This window comes from Janthinobacterium lividum (genome assembly GCF_011601275.1).
Lineage (GTDB): Bacteria > Pseudomonadota > Gammaproteobacteria > Burkholderiales > Burkholderiaceae_D > Janthinobacterium > Janthinobacterium lividum_E.
In genome coordinates this window covers 1-13,219 of the sequence record NZ_JAAOLY010000028.1, presented here as the reverse complement: position 1 = coordinate 13,219, position 13,219 = coordinate 1, and the positions used below count along the sequence as shown (strand labels likewise).

Annotated in this window: 11 protein-coding genes; 8 read left to right on the top strand and 3 right to left on the bottom strand. The window is 62.6% G+C overall.

All coding sequences use genetic code 11. The annotated features are described in order from the left end of the window. Positions 1–121: 121 nt before the first annotated feature. Positions 122–4,351, bottom strand: a complete 4,230-nt coding sequence (gene hrpA, locus GYK42_RS26960; protein WP_166449998.1) for an ATP-dependent RNA helicase HrpA — start codon at positions 4,349–4,351, stop codon at positions 122–124. A gap of 56 nt (positions 4,352–4,407) precedes the next feature. Between hrpA and argA the strand changes: the two genes are divergently transcribed. Further along, a complete protein-coding gene (argA, locus tag GYK42_RS26955) occupies positions 4,408–5,718 on the top strand; it encodes an amino-acid N-acetyltransferase (protein ID WP_046685875.1) in 1,311 nt (436 codons plus the stop codon). Positions 5,719–5,762: 44 nt separating this feature from the next. Here argA and kdsA read toward each other — a convergent pair whose 3' ends face one another. Continuing rightward, complete coding sequence (gene kdsA, locus GYK42_RS26950; RefSeq protein WP_034750794.1) at positions 5,763–6,608, bottom strand: 3-deoxy-8-phosphooctulonate synthase; 846 nt, start codon at positions 6,606–6,608, stop codon at positions 5,763–5,765. A 219-nt stretch (positions 6,609–6,827) separates the two neighbouring features. Between kdsA and GYK42_RS26945 the strand changes: the two genes are divergently transcribed. Together GYK42_RS26945 and GYK42_RS26940 are read left to right on the top strand one after the other, a co-directional pair. Then, complete coding sequence (locus GYK42_RS26945; RefSeq protein WP_034750797.1) at positions 6,828–7,100, top strand: oxidative damage protection protein; 273 nt, start codon at positions 6,828–6,830, stop codon at positions 7,098–7,100. Between the two features lie 166 nt (positions 7,101–7,266). After that, the gene (locus tag GYK42_RS26940; RefSeq protein ID WP_166449997.1) at positions 7,267–7,791 is read left to right on the top strand and encodes a DUF6622 family protein; all 525 of its coding nucleotides are present in this window, start codon (positions 7,267–7,269) and stop codon (positions 7,789–7,791) included. 36 nt (positions 7,792–7,827) lie between these two features. Here the strand turns inward: GYK42_RS26940 and rpiA are convergent, their stop codons facing one another. Then, a complete protein-coding gene (rpiA, locus tag GYK42_RS26935; RefSeq protein ID WP_166449996.1) occupies positions 7,828–8,505 on the bottom strand; it encodes a ribose-5-phosphate isomerase RpiA in 678 nt (225 codons plus the stop codon). A gap of 207 nt (positions 8,506–8,712) precedes the next feature. Here rpiA and GYK42_RS26930 point away from each other — a divergent pair, with 207 nt between their 5' ends. The 5 genes from GYK42_RS26930 (at position 8,713) to GYK42_RS26910 (ending at position 13,191) form a co-directional block, all read left to right on the top strand. Next, entirely contained in the window at positions 8,713–9,081 is a 369-nt protein-coding gene (locus tag GYK42_RS26930; protein ID WP_166449995.1) for a response regulator, read from the top strand. 2 nt (positions 9,082–9,083) lie between these two features. Further along, entirely contained in the window at positions 9,084–9,710 is a 627-nt protein-coding gene (locus GYK42_RS26925) for a chemotaxis protein CheC (protein WP_166449994.1), read from the top strand. A 5-nt stretch (positions 9,711–9,715) separates the two neighbouring features. Then, positions 9,716–10,675, top strand: a complete 960-nt coding sequence (locus GYK42_RS26920) for a sensor domain-containing diguanylate cyclase (RefSeq protein ID WP_166449993.1) — start codon at positions 9,716–9,718, stop codon at positions 10,673–10,675. Between the two features lie 150 nt (positions 10,676–10,825). After that, positions 10,826–12,493, top strand: coding sequence for a histidine kinase (locus GYK42_RS29690; RefSeq protein WP_166449992.1), 1,668 nt, complete (start codon positions 10,826–10,828; stop codon positions 12,491–12,493). Continuing rightward, entirely contained in the window at positions 12,490–13,191 is a 702-nt protein-coding gene (locus GYK42_RS26910) for a response regulator (protein ID WP_235433016.1), read from the top strand. Before GYK42_RS29690 ends, GYK42_RS26910 begins: the two co-directional genes overlap by 4 nt. The last annotated feature ends 28 nt before the right edge of the window (positions 13,192–13,219 follow it).

Below are 13,219 nucleotides of genomic sequence, written 5' to 3'. Positions count from 1 at the left end.
CGACACCACCAGCGGCACGGTTAACACCGCAAAACCGTTAACCCGGCTGGCACCGCTAACACCACCGTCGCGCAAATGATATTGTCGGATTACGCGCGCCCTGCGGACGCGCTAATCCGACCTACCGCTGCATCGACTCCCATACCTTCTGCAGCCGTTTGGCAGAAACCGGCATCGGCGTGCGTAATTCCTGCGCAAACAAGGATACGCGCAACTCTTCCAGCATCCAGCGGAAATCGACCAGTTTCGGGTCCGTGTTCTTGCCGGCCTGGCGGTCCTTGGTCTGGCGCAAGTACGGTGCGGCGGCCGATTGCCATTCGGCCATGAGCTTGGTGTCGCGCGCGGGGTCGGCGCGCAGCTTTTCCAGGCGCACGTTGATCGCCTTCAGATAGCGGGGGAAATGCGCCAGCTGCGTGTACTCGTTTTCCGTCAGGAAGCGTTTATGCACGAGGCCTTGCAGCTGCGCCTGGATATCGGTGGCCGCCGCTGCGGGGATATTCTGCAGGCGCTTGGGCAAGCCGTGGAATTCCGTCAGCACTTGCGACAGCAAACGGGCGATTTCATTGACCAATAACACCAGGCGCGACTTGCCCTCCGCCTGGCGCTTGGCAAACGAGGCGGCGTCCAGCGGCAGCGGATCTTGCAGGCAGGCGATGTCGAGCGCCTTGTTGATGATTTGCTCGCGCAACTCTTCCTGCGAACCGAGGGCCATGAATTGCATACCCATCTGCTGCAAACCGGGAATGCTTTTCTCGACGTACTTGATCTGCTCCTTCATTTGCAGCGCGAACAGGCGGCGCAAACCGATCTTGTGCGTGCGGGCGGCCACGGTCGGATCATCGAACACTTCCAGGTCGCAATGCGTGCCCTTGTCGACCAGTGCAGGGAAGCCGATCAGGGTCAGCTTGCCCTGCACGATTTCCAGCAACTCCGGCAATTCGCCGAAGGTCCAGGCCGTCAAGCCCATGTGCTGCGAGACAGTGGCGTTGCTTGACGCCGGCGCGGCCGCAGCGGCTGCCCCCTTGGCCAGCGCGCCACCCTTGCCTGCTGCCGCGCTGGCACCCTGCGCTTGCGCCTGCAGCCGCGACGCCACTTGCGCGCCCGCCACCTTGGCACCGGGGGTGCCCGTACCGGAGACGCCCGACACTTCGGCCAGTTTCTGGAAACTCTGGCGCGCCTGGCCGCCGAATTCCGCCTGCAGGGTAGCCAGGTTGCGGCCCATGTCCAGTTGGCGGCCATGCTCGTCGATCACCTTGAAATTCATGAAGTGATGGGCAGGCAGGGTTTCCGGCTTGAAGTCCGTCGTCAGCACATTGATCGTGATCTGCGTGCGGATGTCGAGAATGATGGCGTCGACCAGGTCACCGCGACCAAACACGCCAGCTGCATGCACGCGCTCGCAGAATTTCGCCGCATAGTCGGGCAGCGGCACGCAGTGTCGGCGCAGCTTTTGCGGCAGGGATTTCAACAACAGATGCACTTTTTCCTTCAGCATGCCCGGCACCAGCCATTCGCAGCGCTCGCGCGGCAACTGGTTCAAGGCATACAGCGGCACGCTCAAGGTCACGCCATCGCGCACGCTGCCCGGCTCGAAGTGGTACGTCAGGCCCATTTCCAGCCCCGTCACGGACATGGTTTTCGGGAACAGGTCCGTCGTCACGCCGGCCGCCTCATGGCGCATCAGCTCTTCGCGGTTCAAATACAGCAGCTTCGGGTTCTCGCGCGTGGCTTCCTTGTGCCACTTCTCGAAACCGGCACCATTGCACACGTCGGCCGGCAGCAGCTTGTCGTAGAAGGCGGCGATCAGTTCATCGTCGACCAGCACGTCCAGGCGGCGCGACTTGTGCTCGAGGTTTTCGATGTCCTTGATCAGTTTATGGTTGTACGCAAAGAACGGTGCGCGCGTGTCGAAGTCGCCGCCGACGAGCGCGTCGCGAATGAAAATCTCGCGCGCTTCGGGCAAGTTGAAGTTGCCGTAATTGATGCGGCGCTGGCTGTACACCACCAGGCCATACAAGGTCGCCCGCTCGGACGCCGTCACTTGCGCCGAGCGTTTTTCCCAGCGTGGCTCGCCCCACGATTTTTTCAGCAAATGCTCGCCGACTTTTTCCAGCCACTCGGGCTGGATCTGCGCCACGCAACGCGCGTACAGGCGCGTCGTGTCGACCAGTTCGGCCGCCATGATCCACTTGCCCGGCTTTTTCAGCAGCGAGGAACCGGGCCAGATATGGAACTTGATGCCGCGCGCGCCCAAATACCCGGCGCCCGGCTCGTCCTCGCCCTTGAAGCCGATGTTGCCCAGCAAACCGGTCAGCAAGGCCATGTGCAGGTTATCGTAAGTGGCGGGCGCTTCGTTCAGGCGCCAGCCCTGCTCCTTGACGATGGTCAGCAACTGCGAATGCACATCGCGCCATTCGCGCAAGCGCATCTGCGACAGGAAATTCGTGCGGCAATTGTCTTGCAGCTGGCGGTTGGTTTTCTTGTGCTCGATGGCGGACTCGAACCAGCGCCAGATTTTCAGGTAGCTCAAGAATTCCGACTTTTCATCGGCAAACTTCTTGTGTGCCTCGTCGGCCGCCTGCTGGTGTTCCATCGGGCGGTCGCGCGGATCCTGCACCGACAAGGCGGAAGCGACGATCAGCACTTCCGTCAGGCAGGCGTTATCGAGCGCGGCCAGAATCATGCGGCCCACGCGCGGGTCCAGCGGCAGCTTGGCCAGCTTGTTGCCCAGCGGCGTGAGTTTATTGACTTCATCAACGGCGCCCAGTTCCTGCAGCAACTGGTAGCCGTCGGCCACCGCGCGCGCCAGCGGCGGCTCGATGAAGGGGAAAGTTTCCACGTCTGTCAGGTGCAAGGACTTCATGCGCAGGATGACGGCGGCCAGCGAGGAGCGCAGGATTTCCGGCTCCGTGAATTTCGGCCGCAGAAGATAATCCTGCTCCTCGTACAAACGGATGCAGACGCCATCGGCCACGCGGCCGCAACGCCCGGCGCGCTGGTTGGCGGCCGACTGGGCGATCGGCTCGACCTGCAATTGCTCCACTTTATTGCGGTAGCTATAGCGTTTCACGCGCGCCAGGCCCGCGTCGACCACGTAGCGGATGCCGGGCACGGTCAGCGACGTTTCCGCCACGTTGGTGGCCAGCACGATGCGGCGCGCATTGCTCGTCTTGAAGACGCGCTCCTGCTCCTCGGCCGACAGGCGGGCGAACAGCGGCAGGATTTCCACATGCGGCGGGTGGTGCTTGCGCAGCGCTTCGGCGCAGTCGCGGATTTCGCGCTCGCCCGGCAAGAACACCAGCACGTCGCCCGAACCGATGCGGCACAGTTCTTCCACGCCATCGACGACGGCATCCATCAGGTCGCGCTTTTCGCGCGCGGCAGCCGTCCTCTGGCCAGGTTTGTCAGGGTTGGCGGCACCGGGCATGGCCACCTGTTCGCGTTCCACGGGACGGTAGCGCACTTCCACCTGGTACAAACGGCCCGACACTTCGATCACGGGGGCCGGCTTTTCCGGCGTGCCGAAATGGCGCGAGAAGCGTTCCGCATCGATGGTGGCCGACGTAATGATGATTTTCAAATCGGGCCGGCGCGGCAGCAATTGCTTCAGATAGCCGAGCAGGAAATCGATGTTCAGGCTGCGTTCGTGCGCTTCATCGATGATGATGGTGTCGTAGTTTTTCAACAACGGGTCGGTCTGCGTTTCGGCCAGCAAGATACCGTCCGTCATCAGCTTGACGGACGCGCCACGGCTCAGGGTGTCGGTAAAGCGCACCTTGAAGCCCACCGTTTCGCCCAAGGGTGTGCCCAGCTCCTGCGCAATGCGCTTGGCCGTCGACGAGGCGGCGATACGGCGCGGCTGCGTGTGGCCGATCATGCCCTTCTGTCCGCGTCCCAGTTCCAGGCAAATCTTCGGCAATTGGGTCGTCTTGCCGGAACCCGTCTCGCCCGAGACGATGATGACCTGGTTTTCCGTCAAGGCCTTGGCGATTTCCGCGCGACGGCCCGAGACGGGCAAGTCTTCCGGATACGTAATCGGTGGCAGCGGATTGCGGAAAGCCTTTTCCGCCTCGCGCGCGGCGCGGGCTGCGTCACGGCTCTCGCGGCTTTCGCGCTCTTCACGGCTAGCCTGGTCATTGCGCGGCGGCTGCCCCTCACGCGGCGGGCGCGGCGCGCGCTGCTGCTGTTGCTGTTTCTGTTGTTCCGCGCGCGGCGGCTGCTGCCTTTGCTGGCTCACGGGCGGGCGTGATCGGCCCTGCACAGGTGTGGCGGCAGGCGCGGAAACATCCCCGCTGGCGGGCACATTTGCAACGTTGGAAGGAGGGGAAGACTTATTGCTGGCTGAAGACATTGTTTTTTACAGGTATTTTAAGCGCGCACATCGCGCAGCGAATTATAATGCGCTTAATGGAAAACCCTACCCAATTCGTCCAATGGCTGCGCTCCGTCGCGCCCTACATCCACGCCTTTCGCGGCAAGACCTTCGTGGTCGCCTTCCCCGGTGAACTCGTCAGCGCCGGGGCGCTGCAGGTGCTGGCCCATGATTTGTCCCTGCTGCATGCGCTGGACATCAATGTCACCGTCGTCTACGGCTCGCGGCCGCAGGTGGCGGAACAGCTGGCCCTGCGTAACGTCGAAGGCCGCTTCCACAATGGCGTGCGCATCACCGACATCGCCGCGCTGGAATGCGCGAAGGAAGCCGCCGGCGAGCTGCGCCTCGATATCGAGGCCGCGTTCAGCCAGGGCTTGCCGAACACGCCCATGTCGCATGCGGCCATCCGTATCATTTCCGGCAACTTCATCACGGCGCGCCCGCTGGGCGTGATCGATGGCGTGGACCTGGAACTGACGGGCATCACGCGCAAGGTGGACGCCGAAACCATCCACTCCATCCTCGGTTCGGACGGCCTGGTGCTGCTCTCGCCGCTGGGCTTCTCGCCCACCGGTGAAGCGTTCAACCTCACCATGGAAGACGTGGCCTGCAGCGCCGCCATCGCCCTGCACGCGGACAAACTGATTTTCATTACCGAAACGCCGATGATGGAAGACGCCACGGGCGTGGAAATCCGCGAACTGTCGTCGCACCAGGCCGAAGCCGTGCTGATGGCCGGCTTCCTGCCCGACGCCACGGCGTTTTATCTGAAACATTGCGTCAAGGCTTGCCACAACGGCGTCGAGCGCTCGCACATCGTGCCGTTCTCGATGGATGGTTCGGCCCTGCTGGAATTGTTTACCCATGATGGCGTGGGCACCATGATCAGCCATGAAAACCTGGAAAGCCTGCGCCAGGCCACCATCGAAGACGTGGGCGGCATCATCAAACTGATCGAACCGCTGGAAGCGGACGGCACGTTAGTCAAGCGGGGCCGCGAGCTGATCGAGCGCGAAATCGATTATTTCTCCGTCATCGAGCATGATGGCGTGATCTTCGGCTGCGCCGCCCTGTACCCGTTCCCCGCGCAAAAGATGGCGGAAATGGCATGCCTGACCGTCAATCCGGAAGTGCAAGCCCAGGGCGACGGCGAGCGCATCCTGAAACACATGGAAAACCGCGCCCGCGCCGCCGGCCTGAACAAACTGTTCGTACTGACCACGCGCACCTCGCACTGGTTCAAGAAACGCGGTTTCGTGCCGGCCACCGTCGACGATTTGCCGAAGGACCGCCAGCACATGTATAACTGGCAGCGCAAATCGCAGGTTCTCATCAAAACCTTGTAAAAAGAAAAAGCCCGGCTTGCCGGGCTTTTTTTACATTGGAACCGTTATTTGATATTCAGCGGCGCAAACGATTTGACCAGGTCGTCGAGCGCTTTCAGTTGCGCCAGGAATGGCTCCAGCTGGTCCAGCGGCAAGGCGCTGGGGCCATCGCAGCGGGCGTTGTCCGGGTCAGGATGGGCTTCCAGGAACAGGCCGGCGATGCCGACGGCCAGGCCGGCGCGAGCCAGGTCCGCCACTTGCTGGCGGCGGCCGCCCGATGCGGCGCCACCGGGATCGCGCTGCTGCAGCGCGTGCGTGACGTCGAAGATGATGGGCAAGTCGTCGCACGTCTTTTTCATGACGCCAAAGCCCAGCATGTCGACCACCAGGTTGTCGTAGCCGAGGCAGGTGCCGCGGTCGCACAGGATCAATTGATCGTTGCCCGCTTCCTTGAATTTCTCGACGATATTGGCCATCTGGCCAGGGCTCAAAAATTGCGGCTTCTTGATGTTGATGACTTTGCCGGTCTTCGCCAGGGCCACGACGAGGTCCGTCTGGCGCGCGAGGAAGGCTGGCAATTGCAGTACGTCGACCACTTCGGCCACCTGCTGCGCCTGCCATGGCTCATGCACGTCGGTAATCACGGGCACGCCGAACGCCGCCTTGACGTCCTGGAAGATGCGCATGCCTTCTTCCAGGCCCGGTCCCCGGTAGGAATGGATCGAGGAACGGTTGGCCTTGTCGAAGCTGGCCTTGAACACATAGGGAATGCCCAGTTTTTGCGTGACGCGCACATATTCTTCGCAGGCGCGCATGGCGAGATCGCGCGATTCGAGCACGTTGATGCCGCCAAACAGCGCGAAGCTGCCCGTATTGCTGACATCGATGCCATGGACTTTCACTGAGGTCATAGGGATTCCATATTGGTTAATTGTTACTACTTGCTTGGAAGAGGCGCAGCCAGCGGCTGGCGCGATAAGGCATCTTACTAGCTAGGGCGGCGCAGATCAAATTTGATCCAGCGCAAGGGCGCGGCAAACGGCGTGTCGCCAGGCCGCGACGGCCCCGCGAGGGCAGGCGCAAAGTGCCTTATAATCACGCTTTATCTCTACACTGATTCAGGAGCACAGATGGCCCGCACGATCCACTGCATCAAACTCAACAAGGAAGCCGAAGGACTGGATTTCCCGCCGTACCCGGGCGAACTGGGCAAGAAGATTTACGAATCCGTGTCGAAGGAAGCATGGGCTGCCTGGCTCAAGCACCAGACCATGCTGGTCAATGAAAACCGGCTGAACCTGGCCGACGCGCGCGCCCGCAAATACCTGGCCACGCAGATGGAAAAGCATTTCTTCGGCGACGGCGCCGATGCGGCCATGGGTTACGTGCCCCCTACCGAGTAAGTTTCAAGCATGCCCGTGACCACGTCACGGGCAGTTTCACCTGCGTTTCACGCCCTCCCCCGCCGTTTCGCGGCCATCCCTCCCCGTTTCGTCGCACACCGCTCGCCGCCCATGCCGCCGGCTGGCACAGTACGTCCATCGACAACCTCATTCCAAGGCGGACACCATGTTGCAGCAAATCTTCAGCCACACTCCCCTCTACGTCTGGGCCATCCTGGGCTTTCTCGTCTACCGGGGCGTACTGGCCAGCCGGGCGCGCGAAGTGACCTTGCGCAAGCTGTGCATCATTCCCCTGGTGATGCTGGCGCTGTCGCTGAGCGGCGTGCGTGGCAGTTTCGGCTTCGATGGCGTGGCGCCGTTCGCCTGGACCATCGGCGCGCTGGCCGGTGCGGCGCTGGCATGGACGCTGACCGATGCGCGCACGATCGTCGCCATTCCCGAACGGATCAGCGTGCAGCGTCCCGGCAGCTGGGTGCCGTTGATCCTGATGATGAGTATCTTCTGCATGAAATATGCTGTGGCCGTGACCCTGGCCATCGCGCCCGCTTATACCCATGCATCCGGCTTCATCGTGCCCATCTGCCTCGCCTACGGTGTCTTCAGCGGCATTTTCCTGGGTGGCTTGCTGCGCACTCTGGCCGTGTACCGCCAGGCGCAAATGACGAGCGGCCCGCAAGGGGCCGCCGTCTAAAACAGGTGTGACTGCCGGCAAACGCCGGCTATCGTCTTAGTATGCCAGGGTACGCACGCCTTCCGGCATGCCCAGCAGGCAGACATTGGCGCCGCGCACGGCGAACAGTCCGACGGCGATGACGCCGACGATCTGGTTGATCTGCTGTTCCAGCGCCACCGGGTCGGCAATTTTCAAGCCCAGCACGTCGATGATCTCGCCGCCATTGTCCGTAATGAACGCTTCCGTGCTGCCAGCCTTCAGGCGCAAGCGGGGCGTGCCGCCCAGCGCGGCCAGCTGGCGCGACACGGCGGCGCGCGCCATCGGCACCACTTCCACGGGCAGCGGGAAGGCGCCCAGGGTATCGACGAGCTTGGAGCCGTCGGCGATGCAGACGAACTGCTTCGCGACGGAGGCGACGATCTTTTCACGCGTCAATGCCGCGCCGCCGCCCTTGATCATGGCGCCGCTGGCCGTGATTTCATCGGCGCCATCGATGTAGACGGCGATCGACTCGACGTCGTTCAAGTCGAAGACGGGAATGCCATGGCCTGCCAGGCGCGCGGCCGTCGCTTCGGACGACGCGACCGTGCCCTTGATGGTGTCCTTGATCTTGGCCAGTTCATCGATGAAAAAGTTGGCGGTGGAACCGGTGCCGACACCGATGATTTCACCGGCCACCACATAGTCTATGGCGGCGCGGGCTACGGCTTGCTTCAATTCGTCTTGGGTCATGGCAAAAAAAGGCTAAAGTGGGGAATACCGCTATTTTAACGGATTGCCAGCCTGGCCAGCCGGCCATAATGACGGGCCATGCGATGGGATACAACAGCCAAGCGGAAACCTTTGCCCCAGGGCAATTTCCCAGCCAATTACTCTCTATGCCCCCTAAAATATGCGAAAATGGCACGATAGCCCGATATGACGTCCCAGGAATAGCACATGAATCACAGTAAACAGGTACTTGTTGTCGATGACAGCCGGGTTTCACGTTTGATGTCGCATCAATTCATCCTCAGCAAACATGCCGACTGGCAAGTGATTGAGGCGGCGACGGGTGAAGAAGCCCTGGAAAAAGTCAAGACGGCCACCCCTGTGCTGATACTACTGGATGTCAACATGCCCGGCATGGGCGGCGTGGCGGCGGCGGAACAATTGCGCGCGCTGTGCCCGCAAACGCACATCGTTCTCGTCACGGCGAATGTGCAAAACGCCATCCGCAACCGCGCCAGCGAGCTGGGCGTGGGCTTCATGGAAAAACCCATCACGGAAACCCGCATCCACCAGCTGATCGAGTCACTGGGACTGTGAGCATGGTCAATCTCTCCGAACTCGAAAACGATGCCCTCGTAGAGATATTCAACATCGGGGTGGGCCATGCGGCCGCCGCGATGAGCGAGATCGTCAATGAAGAAGTCACCATGTCGGTGCCGTCGATCACCTTCCTGAACCGTGCCGACGCGGCTGCCCTGCTGGGCAGCAAAAAAGATGGCGAACGCATCTGCGGCGTCAGCCAGCATTACGATGGCGCCTTCGCCACCGAAGCCATCTTGATGTTCCCCGAAGACAAAAGCCTGGAAATCGTGCGCCTGATGGTGGGCGACGCCATGCCGCTGCAGGAACTGACGGAGATGGAACAGGAGGCGATGAGCGAAATCGGCAACATCATCCTCAATTCCTGCGTCGGGACCCTGGCCAACCTGTTCGACAGCGAACTGCATGGCTCGCTGCCCCTGTACCACGTGGGCACCAGCGCGCAAATCCTCTCCTCGTTCGGCGGCGACGATGACGACGCCGTCGTGCTGATGCTGCATATCGACTTCGTGCTGTCCAAGCACCAGATCCACGGTTATGTGGCATTCGTGCTCGACCTGTCCGCCTTGCATGACCTGAAGCAGCAGGTCAGCCGCTATCTGGCCAAGGTGCTGGGACAGGCGTGACGATCATGCCGGATGCATTGCACCGACTCGCCCTGCTCGAGAGCATACTCGGTGCCGTCAACCTGGGCGCCATCGTGCTCGACGAGCAGCACCGCATCGTGCTGTGGAACCACTGGATGGCGCGCCACTCGGCATGCCGGGCCGATGCCGTGCTGGGCCAGGATTTCTTCGCCGTCTATCCGGAACTGCGCCACAAGCGCATAGCTTCGGCCATCACCCAGGCCCTGCGCGACAATTTCCAGTCGCTGCTGTCGCAAACCCTGCACAAGGCGCCGTTTCCCCTGTACACGCATGGCGCGGCCGAAGGCCGGGAGCGCATGCAGCAGGCGATCGCCGTCACGCCGATCAATTTGTCCGCTTCGCCGCGCCACTGCCTGATCCAGATCAATGATGTCACCATCGCCGTGGGCCGCGAAAAGCTGCTGCGCGAACAGACCATGGTGTTGCGTTCGCAAACCTTTGCCGACGGCTTGACGGGCATCGCCAACCGCCGCCACTTCGACGTGGCGATCGAGAAGGAAATGCGGCGCGCCATGCGCACGGGCAGCCCCCTGTCGCTGCTGATGATCGACATCGACCATTTCAAGGATTACAACGACCATTACGGCCACCAGCAAGGGGATGATTGCCTGATAAGAGTGGCGGCCGAACTGGCTGCCATGCTGCAGCGCCCCACCGACTTGCTGGCGCGCTATGGCGGCGAGGAATTTGCCGCCATCCTGCCCGACACGGACGCGGCGCAGGCGCTGCGCATGGCCGAGGCGATCCGCGCGCATGCGGCCGGGCTGCGCATTCCGCACGCCAAGACGGGCAATGACGTCAAGCACATCACGGTCAGCATCGGCATCGCCACCCCGCATCCGCAGCAGCAGCCGACCATCTCCGCCCTGATCGGCGCCGCCGACCGCGCCCTGTACCTGGCCAAGCGCGCCGGGCGCAACCGCGTGATGGTGCAGCCACTGTAAAAAAAGCAACGCCGGACAAAGGATTCCTGTAGACATCTTTACGGCGGGTGCGTAGACTCGTCATTGATTGCAGCAACAATAACAAGAATTTATCTGTGGTATCTATCCCTGCGCATGGCCGCCCCATGCGGGACATGGCCAGGAGCGCTTGTGAATCTCGATCCTCCCCTCAGATCCGGCTTGCCGGGTGCCGGCATGGATACGGCCATGGTCAACGGCATGCGCCTGCTGCTGTCGAGCGCCACCTTGCTGACCCTGTTCGTCGATCCCGAAAGCGCCGGCAAGCTCACCAAGATAACCTGGCTGATCTTTTCTGCCTACACCATGCACAGCCTGCTGCTCTACGTGCTGGCCGTGATGGGCCTCAGCCTGCCCCAGGACATCTTGCTGTACTGGCTGGACGTGGCCTGGTATGCGCTGATCGTGTTTTCCACCAGCAGCCACAACAATTTATTCTTCCTGTTTTTTTTCTTCGCCATCCTGACCTCGTCGTTCCAGCGCGGCTTCGAGGAAGGCGCGCGCGTCACCCTGGCCTCGGCCGGCCTGTTCGCCGCCACGGCCCTGTTCGGCGAAACGGATGCGGAACTGTCGCGCCTGCTGTTGCGCACCACCTTCCTGCTGGCGCTCGGCTACATGATCGCCTACTGGGGCGGTTCGGCCATCACGCAGCGCAGCCACCTGGCGCTGCTGCGCGATGTCAGCCAGCTGTCCAATCCGCGCTTCGGCGTCGACCAGACCATTACCTCGGTGCTGGAAAAAACCCGCAGTTATTTCAACGGCCGCAGTTGCCTGCTGATCATGCAGGACAAGGGCACGCGGGTCTGGTCGCTGCGCAGCGTGCTGCAAACGGCAACGGGCGTCGTGCATACCAGCTCGCTTCTCAGCGATGACGCGGCCAGTCCCCTGCTCGCTTTCCCGCACGATAAAATCGCCCTGTACAACCAGCCCGTCGGCCCCTGGCTGCCGTGGATAGGCGGCGCGCGCATGCTCGAGCCCGACAGCGGACGCTGGCTGCGGCATGACGACGCGGCGGGCGCCCGCCTGGCAGAACTGCTCGAAGCGCACGCCTTCATCAGCGCGCCGCTGCCCTTGCGCAATGGCAAAGGGCGCATCTTTATCGTCTCCGCCACCAGCATGAGCAAGACGGATGCCCTGTTCCTCAGCCATATCGGCGCGCAGGCGTTTCCCGTCATTGAAAACATCAACCTGCTCGACCGCCTGGCGTCGCAGGCGGCCTCGCGCGAGCGCGAAAAGATCGCGCGCGACCTGCATGACACGGCCGTGCAGCCGTATATCGGCTTGCGCCACGGCCTGGCCGCCCTGCGCAACGAAGCCACGCCGGGCAACCCGCTGCTGCCGGAACTGGAAAAGCTGATCATCATGTCGGGCCAGGTGATCGCCGACCTGCGCAGCTACGCGCGCACGTTCAAGAACGGGCAGGTGCAAAGCGAGCCGGAACTGCTGGTCGCGCTGCGCCGCCAGGCCACGCAGATCCGCGAATTCTATGGCATCGACATCGCCCTGCAGATCGAAGGCGACCTGCACATCAACGACCGCCTGGCGGCCGAGGTGTTCCAGATCGTCAACGAGGGCATGAGCAATATCCGCAAGCATACGTCGGCGCGCCACGGCGCCGTCAAGTTGACCTGCGTGCAGGGCGCCCTGCACATCAGCATCGACAACGAATGCGCCGCCGCGCACGTCCCCGATTTCCTGCCCGACTCGCTGGCCGAGCGCGCCGCCGCCCTCGGCGGCACGGCCCGCGTCACGCATGGCATGCTGGGCAACACCTCCGTGCAGATCGAGATCCCGATATGAATGACTTACGCCACATGCCACCGGCCAGCCATGTCATCAGCGTCATGCTGGTGGACGATCACAAGACCATGCTGTGGGGCCTGGAGCGGCTGATCGGCGGCGAGCACTCGGGCATGCGCGTGGTCGCCACGGCGTCCGACAGCAGCGAGGCGCTGGAGCAGGCGAAGGCGTTGCAGCCGGATGTGATCGTGCTGGACCTGGACCTGGGCGGCATCAGTTCGCTGGCCATCCTGCCCGCGCTGGCGCAGTGCGGCGGCACGCGCGTGCTGGTGCTGACGGCCAGCCACGACCAGGCCGTCCTCGACCAGACGGTACTCAAGGGCGCGCGCGGCATCGTCAGCAAGGATGCGCCGGCGGAGATGGTCCTGAAGGCCATCGAAAAGGTGTACCAGGGCGAGCTGTGGCTGGAACACGCGATGCTGGGACGCATGCTGACGCAGCTGACCCAGCCCGGCGGCGGCTCGGCGCAAGCGATCGCCGTCGCCAGCCTGACCCTCAAGGAACGAAAGATCATCGCCGCGCTGGTGCACGGCAGCGGCACGCCGGCCAAGCTGCTGGCGGACCAGCTGTTCATCTCCGAGCACACCTTGCGCAATCACCTGACGTCGATCTACCGCAAGCTGGGCGTGTACAACCGCCTGGAACTGTACGCCTACGCCACCAAGCACCAGCTGGGCCAATTGCCGCCCGGCGCCTGAGTCCGCCGTCCCCCGCGCGGTCACGGCC

Bases quoted from the DNA above. Each gene is read 5' to 3' on its own strand.
- argA (WP_046685875.1), top strand. From the start codon at position 4,408: ATGGAAAACCCTACCCAATTCGTCCAATGGCTGCGCTCCGTCGCGCCC.
- GYK42_RS26930 (WP_166449995.1), top strand. From the start codon at position 8,713: ATGAATCACAGTAAACAGGTACTTGTTGTCGATGACAGCCGGGTTTCA.
- GYK42_RS26925 (WP_166449994.1), top strand. From the start codon at position 9,084: ATGGTCAATCTCTCCGAACTCGAAAACGATGCCCTCGTAGAGATATTC.
- rpiA (WP_166449996.1), bottom strand. From the start codon at position 8,505: ATGACCCAAGACGAATTGAAGCAAGCCGTAGCCCGCGCCGCCATAGAC.
- GYK42_RS26910 (WP_235433016.1), top strand. From the start codon at position 12,490: ATGAATGACTTACGCCACATGCCACCGGCCAGCCATGTCATCAGCGTC.
- GYK42_RS26920 (WP_166449993.1), top strand. From the start codon at position 9,716: ATGCCGGATGCATTGCACCGACTCGCCCTGCTCGAGAGCATACTCGGT.
- GYK42_RS26945 (WP_034750797.1), top strand. From the start codon at position 6,828: ATGGCCCGCACGATCCACTGCATCAAACTCAACAAGGAAGCCGAAGGA.
- kdsA (WP_034750794.1), bottom strand. From the start codon at position 6,608: ATGACCTCAGTGAAAGTCCATGGCATCGATGTCAGCAATACGGGCAGC.
- GYK42_RS26940 (WP_166449997.1), top strand. From the start codon at position 7,267: ATGTTGCAGCAAATCTTCAGCCACACTCCCCTCTACGTCTGGGCCATC.
- hrpA (WP_166449998.1), bottom strand. From the start codon at position 4,351: ATGTCTTCAGCCAGCAATAAGTCTTCCCCTCCTTCCAACGTTGCAAAT.